A 17,344-nucleotide genomic window follows, 5' to 3' on the forward strand; every position below is an offset into this window, starting at 1 on the left:
GTAATTACTGATCTTAATATTGAGTTGTGGCATTAAGTTGCAACTCAATCTCACGGCTTTTATTTAGTCTTATTGTATTAGAAGGATATTTTATGGCTTTTTTATCTTTAAAAAAGCAAGGGAAAGTGATCACCCTTATTTTGATTATTGTGGCAATTGCGATGTATTTTTTCTGGCCGAGAGAAAATACACCCACCTATCAAACTCAAACAATTACACGCGGTGATCTGGCAAAAGAAGTGACCGCAACAGGTAAGCTTGATGCTGTGCGTAAAGTTGATGTCGGTGCGCAGGTTAGTGGTCAGCTACAAACTTTATATGTAAAAGAAGGGGATGTTGTTAAAAAAGGTGATTTATTGGCGATTATTGATCCTAAAAAAGCGCAAAATGACGTCATTGAATCTCAAGAAACAAACAATGAATTAAAAGCCAACCTTCAACAAGCACAGGCTGAATTGCGCTTGGCACAATTGACATATCAACGACAATTAAAGTTGATTGCTACCCATGTGATTGCACAAGAAGAGCTTGATCGCACTAAAACCGATGTTGAAGTGAAAAAAGCACGCATCATCACTTATGAAGCGCAAATTAAAAAGAACCAAGCGACTTTAGATACAGCAAAAACAAATCTGCAATATACGCGTATTACGGCACCTATGGATGGTGTTGTCACGTTTATTAAAACCCTTGAAGGTCAAACGGTGATTGCAGCGCAAGAAGCGCCGACTATTTTAACTTTAGCTGACTTAGACACAATGCTAGTAAAAGCAGAAGTATCAGAGGCAGATGTTATCTATTTAAAACCTGATCTCAGCGCCTCTTTTACCGTTCTAGGTGCGCCAGATAAAGCCTTTAGCGGTAAGTTAAAAGATATTTTACCCACACCTGAAAAAATTAATGATGCCATTTTTTACTATGCACGTTTCGAAGTGCCTAATGACCAACACTTATTACGTTTACAAATGACGGCACAAGTTAAAATTCTTATTGAAAATAAGAAAGATGTGCTTCTCGTCCCGCTTTCTGTGTTAGGTGATGATGCTGGAATTAATGAATATTATGTTGATGTATTGGTTAATGGTCAGCCAGAAAGACGCACAGTAAAAATAGGAATGCGTACTGATGTTTATGCAGAAGTTCTCAGCGGATTGAAAGAAAACGATGAGGTTATTCTGGGTGAAACTTCAGGAGAAGCATGATGCCTGCATTATTAGAGCTCAATGAGGTTAGCCGTTTATATACTAATGGTGAAGAAGAAACCGTTGTTCTCAATAAAATTTCATTAACGATTAATGCCGGAGAAATGGTGGCGATTATTGGCGCTTCTGGCTCCGGTAAATCGACTTTAATGAATATTTTAGGTTGCTTAGATAAACCAAGTAGCGGTGAATACAAAGTTGCAGGTCAAAGTGTTGCGAAAATGGAAGGCGATCAACTTGCTGCATTACGCCGTGAGCATTTTGGTTTTATCTTCCAACGCTACCATTTAATGTCGCATTTAAATGCAGAACAGAATGTTGAAATTCCTGCAATTTATGCAGATAAAAATGCCACTCAAAGAAAAGAAAGGGCTCGTGAATTATTAACGCGCTTAGGATTAGGTGATCGCGTTGATTATCGCCCTAATCAACTCTCTGGCGGTCAACAACAGCGTGTAAGTATCGCTAGAGCATTAATGAATGGTGGTGAAGTCATTCTTGCTGATGAGCCGACAGGAGCATTGGATAGCCATTCTGGTAAAGAGGTGATGTCCATTCTTAAGCAATTAAATGAACAAGGGCATACGGTTATTATCGTAACCCATGATCCGTTAATTGCGGCACAGGCTGAGCGAATTATAGAAATAAAAGATGGTAAGATTATTAATGATAATTACCATCAAATAACAGCAAATAAAGTTAAAAAAGAGACAACCTCTGTTTTAGCTTCTTCTTATTTTTATTTAGGGCAAATATTTGGGCGTTTCACACAAGCATTAGATATGGCTTGGCGTGCAATGGTTGTGAATAAAGTACGCACTTTGCTAACGATGCTCGGCATTATTATTGGTATCGCCTCTGTCGTCACTATTATTGTGATTGGCGATGCAGCTAAAAGCATGGTGCTGGCAGATATAAAAGCTATTGGCTCTAATACTATTGATATCTATCCTGGGAAAGATTTCGGCAGTGATTCGCCTGAAGATAGGCAATCATTAACTATCCAAGATGTCTATGCACTTAAGCAACAATCTTACATACAAGCGGTGACACCACAGGTGCAATTTAGTACGCGATTACGTCGTGGAAATCAAGACTCACCTGCCACTGTTGCGGGTGTCAGTGATGATTATTTTTCTGTCTATGCCATGAAATTCGCTCAAGGACATTCATTTACACCTGATATGATCCAACGGCAAGCTCAAGTTGTAGTGATTGATCAAAATACATTACGTCGATTTTTTCCTACTAAAAAAGAGGTGATTGGTGAGCAAATTATTATCCGTAATATTCCCTCTACGATTATAGGGGTGGTTGCTGAACAAAAATCGAATTTTGGTGATAATAAGTCATTACGAGTATGGGTACCTTACAGCACATTAAATAGCCGAATTTTAAATCGGGCTTACCTTGATAACATCACAGTAAGGGCGAAAGAGGGCTATGATGCGAGTGTGGCAGAGCAGCAAATACTTCGCCTATTAACGATTAGACATGGTAAGAAAGATATTTTCACCTATAACATCGACAGCTTGTTGAAAGCCGCTGAAAAAACCACACAGACAATGCAACTGTTTCTGACATTAGTTGCTGTTATTTCGTTGGTGGTTGGTGGTATTGGTGTAATGAATATTATGTTAGTTTCCGTAACTGAAAGAACTCGAGAAATAGGGATTAGAATGGCGGTTGGTGCCAGAGCGAGTGATGTGATGCAACAATTCCTGATCGAATCTGTTTTAGTTTGTTTAGTGGGTGGATTATTAGGTATTGGCCTTTCATTTGGTATCGCAATGATTGCCAGTGTGATGTTGCCTGATTGGCATTTTGTTTTCCAGCCTATTGCCTTAGTCAGTGCGTTTATCTGTTCAACTGCTATTGGAATTATTTTCGGATTTTTACCTGCAAGAAGTGCAGCAAAAATGAATCCAATAGATGCTCTCGCGAGAGAATAACGCAAGCCATAAGATAAAAGCCCTTAATAGAAAGGGCTTTTATTTGAATGAATTAGGCATTCTTTTAAATTAAAAGTATCGAACTGCATTGTGTAAAAGGTATTTTTATTGGGTTTATCTATACTGTCAATTATCCTCTATTCAATAATAGGAATGATAAGGTCAGCATGATCACCTTTAGGTCCTTTTATCGTGCTATAATTAACTTTCTGTCCCGCTTTAAGTGTGCGGTAGCCTTCCATTCTAATTGTTGAATAGTGGGCAAAAATATCTTCGCCACCATTTGCCGGGGTAATAAAACCAAAACCCTTAGCATTATTGAACCACTTTACTGTACCTGTCTCCATACTTAGCTTCTCTCATATACTTGTATTTATTTGTTTAACATCACTTTCAGTATATTTACTGAGCTGTTCATAAAACATACTCTATTTTATTGTTTAAGTCGTCAAGAGGTGAAGGGGATAGAAAGTGTTTCAATGAGGCGAAATTTTGATGTAGCTAACGCTTTGTTATTTTTTGGATGTAAAAAGAGGGAATAAAAAAGCGTTGATAGGCAGACTTTCCTGTGAGATGGTAAACTAAATGTCATAATTGAAAGTGACGTTTAACAAAACTATGAGTAATGCAAAACAATGGGTCAGTTTGATTTTTTAACAGAAACCACGTTAAGGGATGATGTTCATCAGCTAAATGAGCCACCAGCAATGTATAAGGTGATCTTGAATAATGATGATTACACCCCCATGGATTTTGTTGTAGAAGTGCTTACGATGTATTTTTTCCTTAGCGAGGAAAAAGCAACGCAAATTATGTTGGACGTTCATCATAAAGGAAAAGGAGTTTGTGGGGTTTATAGTGCGGATATTGCCGAAACAAAAGTGGCTCAAGTTAATCTGTATGCAAGAGAAAACGAATACCCACTTTTGTGCACTCTTGAACAGGCATAATCCGGTTAGTTTTTTAAGGAGGAGGTGCTTATGCTTAATCACGAATTAGAGCTGAGTCTTAATGTTGCATTCGCGAAAGCCCGTGATAACAGACACGAATTTATGACTGTAGAGCACCTGTTGTTGGCGCTATTAAGTAATAAATCGGCACGCGAAGCATTGGAAGCTTGTAAAGTCGATCTAGTAGTCTTACGCGAAGAACTTGAAGTCTTTATTCGTAAAACGACCCCAATTCTGCCTGAAAATGTGGACAGAGAAACACAGCCAACGCTGAGTTTTCAGCGTGTATTACAGCGCGCTGTTTTTCATGTTCAATCATCAGGCAAAAATGAAGTCTCTGGCGCTAATGTGCTGGTGGCTATTTTTAGTGAACAAGAGTCTCACGCAGCTTACTTATTACGTAAACACGACGTTAGTCGCCTTGATGTCGTTAACTTTATTTCTCATGGCATTTCAAAAGAAGATCAACAAAACGAAGATCTTTCTGACATGAATGATATGAACGCACAATCTCAACAAGAGATGCCTCAAGGTGACGATCATATGGATAATTTTACCACTAACCTTAATCAGTTAGCGCGCCAAGGTAAAATTGATCCCCTAATTGGGCGCCAAGCTGAATTAGAAAGAACAATCCAAGTGTTATGCCGCCGTCGCAAGAATAACCCATTATTAGTGGGCGAATCGGGTGTCGGTAAAACAGCTATCGCAGAAGGGCTTGCATGGCGTATTGAGCAAGATGATGTACCTGATGTGATGAAAGGTTACACGATTTACTCACTCGATATTGGTTCGCTATTAGCGGGAACAAAATATCGTGGCGATTTCGAAAAACGGTTTAAAGCATTACTGAAAACCCTAGAAAAAGATGAAAAAAGCATCTTATTCATTGATGAGATCCACACCATTATTGGTGCAGGAGCGGCATCGGGGGGACAAGTTGATGCGGCAAATTTAATTAAGCCTTTACTGTCAGGTGGTCGAATTCGCGTTATAGGCTCTACGACTTATCAGGAATTTAGCAATATCTTTGAAAAAGACAGAGCACTTGCGCGTCGTTTCCAAAAAATTGATGTGACTGAGCCATCTCCAGATGAGACGGTTTTGATCATCAAAGGATTGCGCCAGAAATACGAAGCGCACCATGATGTACGTTATACCAATAAAGCGATTCAGGCCGCGGTGGACTTATCGGTTAAATACATCACCGATAGACATCTACCTGATAAAGCTATTGATGTTATCGACGAAGCAGGTGCAAAAACACGTTTAGTTGCACCAAGTAAACGTAAGAAAACCATTAATGTCTCTGATATTGAGTCGGTTGTGGCTAAAATTGCACGAATTCCTGAAAAAACAGTTTCTAGCAGTGATAAATCAATGCTGAAAAATCTCGATAACCAATTAAAAATGTTGGTATTCGGTCAGGATCAAGCAATTCATGCCTTATCTGAATCGATTAAGATGAGCCGTGCAGGATTAAGCCAAGATAATAAACCCGTGGGGTCGTTCTTATTTGCTGGTCCTACGGGGGTAGGTAAAACGGAAGTCACTGTACAGTTAGCAAACGCATTAAATGTAAAACTGTTACGTTTTGATATGTCGGAATATATGGAAAGACATACGGTCAGTCGTTTAATTGGTGCTCCTCCTGGTTATGTTGGTTTTGATCAAGGTGGATTATTAACAGACGCTGTCATTAAAAACCCATATTCTGTTGTGTTACTTGATGAAATTGAGAAAGCACACCCTGATGTATTCAATATCCTGTTACAGGTAATGGATAACGGTACATTAACTGATAACAATGGACGTAAAGCAGATTTTCGTAATGTTATTTTAGTGATGACAACCAATGCGGGTGTACGTGAAACTCAACGTAAATCGATTGGGTTTACAGAGCAAGATAACAGTACTGATGCGATGGTTGAAATCAAAAAAGCCTTCTCACCAGAGTTCCGTAACCGTTTAGATAGTATTATTTGGTTTAATGCATTATCACCAGAAATTATCTCTATGGTGGTGGATAAATTTATTGTCGAACTGCAAGTGCAGTTAGATGATAAAGGGGTATCGCTAGAAGTTAGCCAAGAAGCACGTCAATGGTTATGTGATAAAGGTTATGACAGAGCGATGGGCGCAAGACCAATGGCGCGTGTTATTCAAGAAAACTTGAAAAAACCATTAGCTAACGAGATTTTATTTGGTTCTCTTGTTAATGGTGGTTCAGTTTCTGTAACACTAGATAAGCTGGCAGGCAAATTGAATTATGAGTTTGTTAGCCAAGAAAAATTAGCTAAGAATGAAGATACCGTTATCTAAGGATAGCGGTTAATCTCACTAAGCTATAAAAGCATACACCACAGGTGAGCATCAATAAATGCCTTGCCTGTGGTGTTTTTTTTCACCCGTTATATGACAATAGCGGGAGAGAACAGATTGGGATCAACGGCTACGGAAGATGATACGGCCTTTGCTCAGGTCATATGGGGTCAGCTCAACGGTAACCTTGTCGCCTGTCAGGATACGAATATAGTTTTTACGCATTTTTCCTGAGATATGAGCGGTAACGACGTGTCCGTTTTCTAATTCAACGCGGAACATCGTGTTTGGCAGAGTATCCAGTACAGTGCCTTGCATTTCAATGTTGTCTTCTTTGGCCATCTAATCCTCTAAGTTTTAATAACCATATTTTTTAAACGGCAAGATAATGCCGAAAATATTGTCCTATGTAAAGGAATGTTATTGGATAGCAATGGTGTTCACCTTGCTATTGCACTTAACATCCTTACCGCAACTTGCGTTTTACTTTGCTAAAGTAAAAGTAATAACAGAAGTCGTAATTCTTTATTTTGTGGTATTTGTAGCAATAAAATAACAGCACCCAAACCACATAATGGGTGTGTAAGATAAAATTTTTGTATAAACCTTTTTTGCATAAATAACAGAATGGCATTCTCGATTCTGTCTTAAATAAGAAGGGCTTTACAAAAACAAGCAGTGATTATAATTCCAACGATTGCTGATACCAACACTTTTTATCAATAATCACTTTTTTCCAACGAGATAACGCAACTAAATAATGTTCACGAGAGATCTCAGTGGCACCTAACGAGGCAGTATGAGAGTTTAGCACCTGACAATCAAATAGTTGACCCCCATAACGAAGAAAATGGTTATAAAAAGCAATAAAGGCACATTTAGAGGCGTTATCTCTACGGCTAAACATAGATTCGCCACAAAAAACGGCACCCATGTTTACACCATATAATCCTCCAACGAGTTCATCACCTTCCCAAACCTCAACAGAGTGAGCTTCACCTTGTTGATGAAGCCCTTCATAACCTGTTTTTATATCAGGGCCTATCCACGTACCTTCTTCACGTACAGAACAAGCCTCAATAACTGAAGCAAAGGCATGATTTAACGTGATTTTATAAGGCTGGTGCCGAATAAATTTACGTAAACTGTGCCCAATATGCAAATCACCAGCTGGTAAAACGGCCCTTGGATCAGGTGACCACCAAAGTGGTTCTTCATAAGGAAAGTACCAAGGGAAAATACCCGATTGATACGCAACACGTAATCGTGAAAGGGAGATTTCTCCCCCTATCGCTAATAAACCATTAGGCTCTTTTAAAGCTAAGTGAGGCTCTGGAAAATCTAAATCATTATCATCCAATTGAAACAACGGCATATTATGCCTCGTGCGTTGGTGTTAATAGAGCCTGTCTTTGATGAAATTTAGCATAATGCCCTTGTTGTTGTAACAACGAAGCATGAGTGCCTGTTTCAACGATTTTTCCGCCATCCATAACGCAGATTTTATCCATTTTATCTAAACCGTGAAGTCTGTGTGTGATCATTAATACAGCTTTACCTTGGCAATGCTGATGCAAGAGTGCAAGGATTTGCTGTTCTGTATCGGCATCAAGGCCTTCTGTTGGCTCATCAAGCAATACAAGAGGTGCATTATGGAGTAGGGCTCTTGCAAGTCCTAAACGTCGCTGTTCGCCACCAGAGAGCTGTCTACCACCATCACCCATCCATGCATTTAAGCCTTCATCATTTTCAAGTAGTTGCCCAAGACCAACTTGCTGAAGAACATGTTTAATCTCTTCATCTGTTGCATCTTCTTTAGCCATTGTTAAGTTTTCTCTTAATGTATGACTAAAAACATGAACACGTTGAGGAACAACTGACATCATTGAACGTAATGTCGCTTCATCATAATCAGCAATAGGCAGATTATTTAAACTGATAGTGCCGTGAGTCGGATCAAAAGCTCGATTGATCAACTGCAATAGCGTCGATTTACCACACCCTGTTTTTCCTAGTAATGCAATGTGTTGTCCAGCTTCAATCGTTAAATCAACATGATTGATCACTTGCATTGGTTGGGCTGGATAAGTAAAGCAAATATTGTGCATTGTAAGTGTGGCGCGATTATTTTTTTCTCCCCCTTTTTCAGGGAAAGTGACATCGGGTTTTTGCTCAATTAAATGAGAAATTCGTGTTGCTGATGTCATCACTTGACCTAAATGCTGGAAAGCGACAGTAACAGGCGCTAAAGATTCAAATGCTGCCAATGCACAGAACGTAAATAAGGCAATTAACGCTTCTGGCATAAAGCTATTGTCGATACCATCAGCCGCCAGCCATAAAATTAATGTTGCTGTTAGGCCTGATGCGAGGATCATCAATGATTGCGATAAACCAGTTAAATTTGCTTGTTGTGCTTGTCTATGTAGCCATTTAGCTTCAAGTTGCGCCAGATTTTGTCTAAAACGAGGTAATGCGCCAAAAACAGTTAGCTCGGCTTGTCCTTGCAACATGCTAGTTAATACTGTGCGGTATTGACCTCGTAAATCGGTGAGATCACGACCAATAGGTTTACCCGCGTAGTAGAATACGAAAGGCAAAACAATCAGCAAGGTAAGCATAATGCCACCTAGCGTATTGGCTAAACGTGCATCGATTAAACCAAGGCCAAACATAATTGTCATAATGACAACAAAAGCGGCAATGATAGGGGAAATAACGCGAATATAAAGATGATCGAGCGTTTCAACATCAGCAACTAAGCGGTTTAGTAACTCACCTTGACGAAAACGTGCAATTCCACCTGGCGAAAGAGGGAGGATCTTTTTAAAGGTGAATACACGTAGGTGCGATAATACGCGAAACGTTGCGTCATGGCTGACAAGCCTTTCAAAATAACGACCCGCAGTACGAAAAATTGCTGCACCTCGAACACCCGCTGCGGGTAGCATATAGTTAAAGCTATAAATACCCGCAAAACCCGCAAGAGATGTACCTGCTAAAAACCAGCCCGATAGTGTTAAAAGACCAATACTCGCCAGTAACGTCAGAATTGCAAGGATAATCCCCAGCAATAACATAAACCAGTGACGTCGATAGAGCGCAAGAAAAGGAAGCAATACTCTCATGATTAAAGTTCCTCTTTACGATGAGCAAGAAGGCGAGCAAAAGTGCCGTTCTGTTGGCTTAATGATGCATAAGTGCCAGTTTCAATAATCTGACCTTTTTCCATCACCCAAATTTGGTCGTAACCCAATGTTTCTTCAAGTAGATGGGTAATAAGCAAGGTTGTTTGATTTAATGAAGCGTTATTAAGCGCATGCATGACACGTTGTTCACTATGAGAATCAAGGCTTGCTGCGGGTTCATCTAATAACAAAAATTGACAAGGCGACAATAAAGCACGAGCAACAGCAATACGCTGAGCCTGACCAACAGAAAGGCGTGCAGCACTATCGCCAATAATCGTATTTAAGCCGTCAGGTAACTCATTAATAAAATCGCTGACATACGCTTTTTCAATGGCAAGATTGATTTGTTCATTGCTGGCATTAGGATTACTTAAGCGAATATTATCTAGCAAGGTTTGTTCTGGTAAATTAGGATTTTGACCAACCCAGCTTAAACATTGACGCCATGCTTCAGGTGATAGTTGCGTCAATTCAACGCCATTAACTTTTAATGAGCCACGATAAGGTAAAAAGCCGAGTAGCGCATTTAATAGCGAGCTTTTGCCTGCACCACTTAGACCCACAATCGCAATTCGTTGATTAGGGTTAATGGTAAAGTTTAATGGACCTGCGAGTTTAACACCTTGATGAGATAGAATTTCTAGTTCATGAGCTGTAATCTCAATACTTTCTGTTGTGTCGATGCGCTCATTACCTGTGAATTGTGGTTTTTCACCATCGGCTTCTAAAAATTCAACCAGAGATTCTGCGGCGCCAATGGCTTGTGCTTTGGCATGATAGTAAGTTCCTAAATCACGCAAAGGTTGAAAAAATTCAGGGGCTAAGATCAGTGCTAAAAAGCCTGAGAATAGTGTGACACCTAAGCCATAACTACCGAAACTAAGTTCACCTAAGTAAGAAAAACCAAAGTAAACAGCCACAACAGCGATAGAAACAGCGGTAAAGAATTCCAATACGCCTGACGAAAGAAATGCCATTCTTAGCACTTCCATTGTACGTTTGCGGAAATCTTCTGTTGCTTCGGTGATTTGTTTAACTTCTGCATTACCACGGTTAAATAACCGTAATGTATCTAGCCCTCTTAATCTATCTAGGAAGTTACCACTTAAACGACCTAATGCGAGGAAGTTTCTGCGGTTAGCATCTGCTGCACCTAATCCAACTAATGCCATAAATAGCGGGATCAGTGGGGCGGTGAAAAATAGAATCAAGGCAGCAGCCCAGTTAACAGGGAAAATGGTGATAAGGATAAGAATAGGCACAATAGTAGAAAGATACATTTGCGGAATATAACGCGCATAGTAATCTTGCATATCTTCTATTTGCTCTAGAATAATTGTTGCCCAACTCCCTGCGGGTTTGCCTTTAACCCAAACAGGACCTAGCTCTTCAAGTTTATCAAGCACGATTTTACGAATTTGTTGCCTGACCGCCATACCACATCGATAACCTACACGCTCTCTTATCGCCATCACTACAGCGCGTAAGATAAAAATACCAATAAGGGTGAGAAAGGTAGGTATATGTATATCACGACTCAGACTGTCCATGATAAATGCTTGAAGTAAAACAGCTAATAACCATGCTTGTGCAATAATTAATAAACCGCTTACAACACCTAAGATCATTGATAGCCGTAGCCATCGGCGGGCTGGAGCACTTTGCTGTTTCAGCCATCGAACCAATTCACTTTGTTTAGTTTTATCCATAAGAAAAGATTCAAATTTGCAGGTGAGATACACAGTATCAGAAAGGCCAAGGGTAAGTAGTTATACGCTTTGGCAACCAGGCTAGTATGTTACATGGTAAAAGGCGCTACTGAAATAGCGCCTTGAAAGGAAGTGATGATTTTAGTTGGATTTTAGTGCGTCTAAGTAACGTTCTGCATCTAAAGCAGCCATACAGCCTGTGCCTGCGGAGGTAATTGCTTGACGATAAATGTGATCCATTACGTCACCTGCTGCAAAAACACCCTCGATAGAGGTTTGTGTTGCATTACCTTGAGTACCTGATTGTACTTTGATGTAACCATTGTCTAATTCTAATTGACCATCAAAAATAGCGGTATTAGGGCTATGTCCAATAGCAATAAAGACACCCATAACCTCTAATTCTTCGGTTTTATCGCTCTTAGTATCTTTTAAGCGAACTTTAGTTACACCCATATCATCGCCAAGAACTTCGTCTAAGGTGCGATCAGTATGCAAAATAATATTGCCACTGTTGACTTTGTCCATTAAACGGTTAATTAAGATTTTTTCAGAGCGGAAAGAATCACGGCGGTGGATCAGATGAACTTCTGATGCGATATTCGCTAAATAAAGAGCTTCTTCCACAGCGGTATTTCCGCCACCGACAACAGCGACTTTCTGGTTACGATAGAAAAATCCGTCACACGTTGCACAAGCCGAAACGCCTCGGCCTTTAAAAGATTCTTCTGAAGGTAAACCGATATAACGTGCAGAAGCGCCTGTTGCGATAATTAATGCATCACAAGTGTATTCTTGTTCATCACCAAATAGGCGGAATGGACGGTTTTTCAGATCGACTTTATTAATATGGTCAGAGATAATCTCTGTATTAAATTTTTCAGCGTGCTGAAACATGCGGTCCATTAATCCAGGACCTGTTAACCCTTCTGGGTCACCGGGCCAGTTTTCGACTTCTGTTGTCGTTGTCAGCTGACCGCCTTTTTCAACACCCGTAATCAGTACTGGTTCTAAGTTTGCTCTTGCAGCATAAACGGCGGCGGTATAACCCGCAGGGCCTGAACCTAAAATAATAAGTTTGCTATGTTTGATGGTGCTCATGTATACCTCATCTCTGATTAGGCGTGATGCGAATTGAGGGATTGTAGGAGAAATAAGACGTTAAAAAAAGCCAATGACGAGAAATAGACATAATATTTTAGCTATTTTAGCAATAGTTAATACTAATATAGTTTAATAATTATAGAGTTATATTGGGCTAACATCATCGAATTAACCTGAAACATTTTGCTTTACAATTGATGTTTATCTTGCGTATATAGAGAATAACATAGCGCCTTGTTCTGATTTTTACTCATTTGCTTTGACAATCCGCTGTACATTTGCGAAAACATGATTGTTAAAGATAATTATCCTCGGATGTTGTACGTATTATTTTTTAGACAGACAGGGCATAGGATAGTTACTTTGTGATATTTGCTAATGAGTATTTGGATAAAATAGAACTTTTATCTGGCATTAAAAGAAAATAGATTGGTAGTTTGCTCTGACCGTTTGATACCGAAGTTTCGACAGTGATGCTGAAGGTGTACAGGTATGGGTATAGGAAAATAAAGTAAGAGAAAAAGAGAAAGAGAGTATAGAGATGATTGATAATAAAAAACGTCCGGGTAAAGATCTTGATAGAATAGACCGGAATATTCTAAATGAGCTTCAAAAAGATGGTCGTATTTCAAACGTTGAGCTATCTAAACGTGTAGGTTTATCACCAACGCCTTGTTTAGAGCGTGTACGTCGTTTAGAACGCCAAGGATTTATTTCTGGTTATACTGCACTGTTAAACCCACATTACTTAGATGCATCATTACTAGTATTCGTGGAAATCACATTAAACCGTGGTGCACCAGATGTTTTTGAACAATTCAATATGGCTGTTCAAAAACTTGAAGAAATCCAAGAATGCCATTTAGTTTCTGGTGATTTTGACTATCTGTTGAAAACTCGTGTACCTGATATGTCCGCTTACCGTAAATTACTCGGTGAAACACTGTTACGTCTTCCAGGCGTTAATGACACACGTACATACGTGGTTATGGAAGAAGTTAAACAAAGTAACCGTCTTGTAATTAAAACTCGCTAAGCCAACTTAATAGGTTGGTGCAAAGCAGGAAAAAGTTAGGTACACTCCTGTCTATGCATACAGTTTCAACGCTGGGATATCTCAGCGTTGTTCCGTTTTAATTCACCCTAAGTTAAACCTGGAGAGCCCTCTTTGAGCCAGGAATATACAGAAGATAAAAATATTCGTTTAACAAAGATAAGCAACCGTCGCCGTATTTGGGAGGCTATTCTCATCCTCATCGGCATTGGCGCTGTCTTTTTAATGGTTTCATTACTTAGCTTTCATCCCTCTGATCCTAGCTGGTCACAAACCACTTGGAATGAGCCTATTCAAAATTTAGGCGGTAGTATTGGAGCATGGTTAGCTGATATTCTATTTTCTGCATTTGGTTTACTTGCCTATGCAATTCCTGTCGTCGTGGTTTTTGGGTGCTGGAATTCTCTACGCTACCAACAAAATCGTGAATACACTGACTTCTTTTCCCTTGCACTACGCACGATTGGTGCTTTGGCTCTGATCTTTACCTCTTGTGCATTGGCTGATCTTAATTTTGATGATATCTATAATTTCAGCTCTGGTGGTGTTATTGGAAGTTTGTTTAGCAAAGCCCTATTACCGTGGTTTAATGTTTTAGGTGCTACTCTTGCCCTGTTATCTGTTTGGGCTATTGGCTTTACACTGTTTACCGGCTGGTCTTGGTTAACAATCACAGAAAAGATTGGTGCCGTTATTTTGGGAAGTGTTGGTTTTATTACCAATAGAGGCCAAAATGAAGCTGATTACGAGGATGAAGAAGAGGAAGATGATACTCAAGACGTTGTTACAGAATTAGCTGATAATTTAAATCAAAAAGAAAATCAGCAATCTGAATTAGCAACAGAAGAGAGTGATGATATTTTATTTTCTGCGCCTTCAGCACTTGAGCTAGCTCGTCAGCAAGAGATAGACACATTACAAGTTAAAGCAGAACAAGAAGATGATTTGCCATCTTTCTCTGCAACAAATGACATAGCAGATGGACATGCGCAAACATTGACGCAAGCTGATCCTCTTGTGCCAGCAACGGTTTCACAACCAACTCATACAGAGGAAGAGCCAGAACATTACCGTTTTGATATTCCAGAAGCATTTTTGAAAAAAGAAGCTCAATCAGAAGTCAATGCGCCTTCAAGTTCAGTTTACTCAATACCAGAAAAGAATATACCTTCTGTGATGCCGTTTGATAATGAACCTATGGCACAGCCATCGTCCGTATCAACAGATAGTGTAATGCCTGCCAGAGCTGAACCTACATTCTCGTTAGCACCTGATACAGACTCTTTAACGCAAGCAGCTACAGTGGCAGCAGGTGTGGCAGCAACGAGTGCTCTTGTTAGTCATGGCTCTCAAGTTAAACAAGGATTAGGCCCTGAATTACCACGCCCAAATCCAGTGCGATTGCCAACACGCCGTGAGCTTTATGGCATTCATATACCTTCACAACGCGAAGCTGAATTGCGTCGTCGTGAGGAAGCCGTTCAATCTGAATCTGAAGATGAGTTAGCTGATATTCAAGAACAAGCGAATTTCGAACAAGAGTTGCGTCAGCAATTCCTCGAACAGCAACGCGAACGTTATGGTGAGAACGATAGTGTTGATCCTGAAGCTATTATTGGAGCCCATCAGCCAAATATTACAACACCATTACCTTCATTTGATCATCAACAAGATGATTATCGTGATGAACCAACGGTTACCGCGAATACATTCTCTTCCACAGAAGAGAATAACAGCGATATTGATGAAGATGAGCAATATCAGCAACAATTAGCAGCACAATTTAAGCAACAATTGCAGGATCGTTATGGTGATGATGTTTCGTTAGATGATAACGAAGATGAGGTTTTACCTCAAATATCAACATCAGCACCTTCATTGCAAGCAACAACGGGTTATCAACCTCATATTCAACATTCATTCGCTTCACAATCAGCGCAATCGACTCAAACTATTGAGAAAAAAGTTGAATACCCAGCCAGCAATGCATTTCTACAAATTTCGCCTCGTGATGAAGAAGAGGAAGAATACAGCCCTAAAATTGAGTTAGAAAGAGAGCTCACCGCATTAGAGGCATTTTCGCCAATTGATGATCTATTGGATGAAGATCCGATAGAGCCAGTGTTTACACCGATTGTTTCAGAACCTGTTACGCCACAAGCTGTACCTCAATCACGTATTGAGCCTCAGCCTAATATGGCTCAGCATTTTGCACAGCAACAGCAACAGCAACAGCAACAGCAACAGCAACAGCAACAGCAACAGCAACAGCAACAGCAACAGCAACAGCAACAGCAACAGCAACAGCAACAGCAAGAATCGTTAATTCACCCATTCTTGATGCGTAATGATAGACCATTGCTGAAGCCAACAACGCCAATGCCTTCTCTGGATCTACTAACAACGCCACCAGTAGAAGATGAACCTGTTGATATGTTTGAGCTTGAGCGTATTGGTAAACTTATTGAAGCTCGTCTTAATGATTACCGTGTTAAAGCCAAGGTGGTTGGCATTTCACCGGGGCCTGTTATCACTCGTTTTGAACTTGAACTTGCACCAGGTGTAAAAGCTGCGCGTATATCAAATTTATCACGCGACTTAGCTCGTTCATTGTCTGCTATTGCAGTACGTATTGTTGAAGTTATTCCGGGCAAACCTTATGTAGGGCTGGAATTACCTAACAAAAAACGTCAAACCGTCTATATGCGTGAGTTGTTAGATAGCGATGCATTTCGTGATAGCCGTTCTCCATTGACTGTTGTTTTAGGTAAAGATATCGGCGGTCAGCCAGTTGTTGCCAATCTGGCTAAAATGCCTCACTTACTTGTTGCTGGTACAACAGGTTCAGGTAAATCTGTCGGTGTGAATGCGATGATCATCAGCATTCTCTATAAAGCGAAACCAGAAGATGTTCGCTTTATTATGATTGACCCTAAAATGCTTGAGCTTTCGGTTTATGAAGGTATTCCCCATCTTCTAACAGAAGTCGTTACCGATATGAAAGATGCCGCAAGTGCTCTGCGTTGGAGTGTGGCTGAAATGGAACGCCGTTATAAACTGATGTCGGCATTGGGTGTGCGTAATCTTGCAGGTTATAACGAAAGAATTAAAGAAGCAGAAGCGATGGGACGCCCAATTCCAGATCCATTCTGGAAACCAACAGACAGTATGGCAACAGAAATGCCAACGTTGGAAAAAGAGCCTTATATCGTGGTTGTTGTTGATGAATTTGCTGATTTAATGATGACAGCAGGTAAGAAAGTCGAAGAGCTGATTGCACGTTTAGCACAAAAAGCGCGTGCTGCGGGTATTCACCTTGTGCTTGCAACGCAAAGACCTTCCGTTGATATCATTACTGGGTTAATTAAAGCCAATATTCCTAGCCGCATTGCGTTTACTGTATCGAGTAAAATCGACTCTCGAACTATCTTAGACCAAGGTGGTGCAGAATCATTACTAGGTATGGGGGATATGCTTTATGCACCTAATGGTTTTGTACCTGAGCGTGTTCACGGTGCTTTTGTGAGTGATGATGAAGTTCATGCAGTCGCAACCGACTGGAAAGCACGCGGTCGTCCTCAGTATATTGAAGCTATTACTAAATGCAGTGAAGAAGGTGAAGGTAATAGTGGTGGTGGATATGACGATGGCGAAGAGCTTGATCCGTTATTTGACCAAGCTGTAGAATTTGTGGTTGAAAAACAACGTGTTTCTATTTCTGGAGTGCAACGTCAATTTAGAATTGGCTATAATCGTGCAGCAAGAATTGTGGAACAAATGGAAATGCAAGGTATTGTCAGTGCGCCAAATCACAACAATACGCGTGATGTCCTTTCGCCACCACCTTCAGATATGTAATA

Annotated in this window: 12 protein-coding genes; 6 read left to right on the top strand and 6 right to left on the bottom strand. The window is 40.1% G+C overall.

Going from position 1 to position 17,344, the window contains the following annotated elements; translation table 11 throughout:
• The first annotated feature begins 92 nt into the window (after positions 1-92).
• Positions 93-1,202 (top strand): macrolide transporter subunit MacA, encoded by a 1,110-nt coding sequence (macA, locus tag JEP71_RS09745; RefSeq protein ID WP_198626156.1) that lies wholly within the window; start codon positions 93-95, stop codon positions 1,200-1,202.
• On the top strand, positions 1,202-3,154 hold the full coding sequence (macB, locus tag JEP71_RS09750) for a macrolide ABC transporter ATP-binding protein/permease MacB (protein ID WP_198626157.1): 1,953 nt from the start codon (positions 1,202-1,204) through the stop codon (positions 3,152-3,154). The genes macA and macB overlap by 1 nt, the downstream gene beginning before the upstream one ends.
• Before the next feature lie 137 nt (positions 3,155-3,291).
• On the opposite strand, the gene cspD is transcribed toward macB, so the two are convergent.
• Positions 3,292-3,501: a cold shock domain-containing protein CspD gene (gene cspD, locus JEP71_RS09755; protein ID WP_109373505.1), complete on the bottom strand. Its 210-nt coding sequence runs from the start codon at positions 3,499-3,501 to the stop codon at positions 3,292-3,294.
• Between the two features lie 288 nt (positions 3,502-3,789).
• On the opposite strand from cspD, the gene clpS reads away from it, so the two are divergent.
• Together clpS and clpA are read left to right on the top strand one after the other, a co-directional pair.
• Positions 3,790-4,104 (top strand): ATP-dependent Clp protease adapter ClpS, encoded by a 315-nt coding sequence (clpS, locus tag JEP71_RS09760; protein WP_109373506.1) that lies wholly within the window; start codon positions 3,790-3,792, stop codon positions 4,102-4,104.
• A 30-nt stretch (positions 4,105-4,134) separates the two neighbouring features.
• On the top strand, positions 4,135-6,426 hold the full coding sequence (clpA, locus tag JEP71_RS09765; protein ID WP_198626158.1) for an ATP-dependent Clp protease ATP-binding subunit ClpA: 2,292 nt from the start codon (positions 4,135-4,137) through the stop codon (positions 6,424-6,426).
• A gap of 123 nt (positions 6,427-6,549) precedes the next feature.
• Here the strand turns inward: clpA and infA are convergent, their stop codons facing one another.
• The 5 genes from infA to trxB form a co-directional block, all read right to left on the bottom strand.
• Positions 6,550-6,768: a translation initiation factor IF-1 gene (gene infA / locus JEP71_RS09770; protein WP_004244560.1), complete on the bottom strand. Its 219-nt coding sequence runs from the start codon at positions 6,766-6,768 to the stop codon at positions 6,550-6,552.
• 340 nt (positions 6,769-7,108) lie between these two features.
• Positions 7,109-7,801 carry a leucyl/phenylalanyl-tRNA--protein transferase gene (aat, locus tag JEP71_RS09775; protein WP_198626159.1) on the bottom strand — a complete coding sequence of 231 codons (693 nt, stop codon included), beginning with the start codon at positions 7,799-7,801 and terminating at the stop codon, positions 7,109-7,111.
• A gap of 1 nt (position 7,802) precedes the next feature.
• Positions 7,803-9,554 carry a heme ABC transporter ATP-binding protein/permease CydC gene (gene cydC / locus JEP71_RS09780; RefSeq protein ID WP_198626160.1) on the bottom strand — a complete coding sequence of 584 codons (1,752 nt, stop codon included), beginning with the start codon at positions 9,552-9,554 and terminating at the stop codon, positions 7,803-7,805.
• A 2-nt stretch (positions 9,555-9,556) separates the two neighbouring features.
• Positions 9,557-11,326 carry a heme ABC transporter permease/ATP-binding protein CydD gene (gene cydD / locus JEP71_RS09785; RefSeq protein WP_198626161.1) on the bottom strand — a complete coding sequence of 590 codons (1,770 nt, stop codon included), beginning with the start codon at positions 11,324-11,326 and terminating at the stop codon, positions 9,557-9,559.
• A 141-nt stretch (positions 11,327-11,467) separates the two neighbouring features.
• On the bottom strand, positions 11,468-12,427 hold the full coding sequence (trxB, locus tag JEP71_RS09790) for a thioredoxin-disulfide reductase (protein WP_109373510.1): 960 nt from the start codon (positions 12,425-12,427) through the stop codon (positions 11,468-11,470).
• Positions 12,428-12,971: 544 nt separating this feature from the next.
• Here trxB and lrp point away from each other — a divergent pair.
• Together lrp and JEP71_RS09800 are read left to right on the top strand one after the other, a co-directional pair.
• On the top strand, positions 12,972-13,466 hold the full coding sequence (lrp, locus tag JEP71_RS09795; protein ID WP_004244566.1) for a leucine-responsive transcriptional regulator Lrp: 495 nt from the start codon (positions 12,972-12,974) through the stop codon (positions 13,464-13,466).
• A gap of 243 nt (positions 13,467-13,709) precedes the next feature.
• On the top strand, positions 13,710-17,342 hold the full coding sequence (locus JEP71_RS09800) for a DNA translocase FtsK 4TM domain-containing protein (RefSeq protein ID WP_442958810.1): 3,633 nt from the start codon (positions 13,710-13,712) through the stop codon (positions 17,340-17,342).
• The last annotated feature ends 2 nt before the right edge of the window (positions 17,343-17,344 follow it).

It is taken from the genome of Proteus sp. PR00224, assembly GCF_016238105.1.
Lineage (GTDB): Bacteria > Pseudomonadota > Gammaproteobacteria > Enterobacterales > Enterobacteriaceae > Proteus.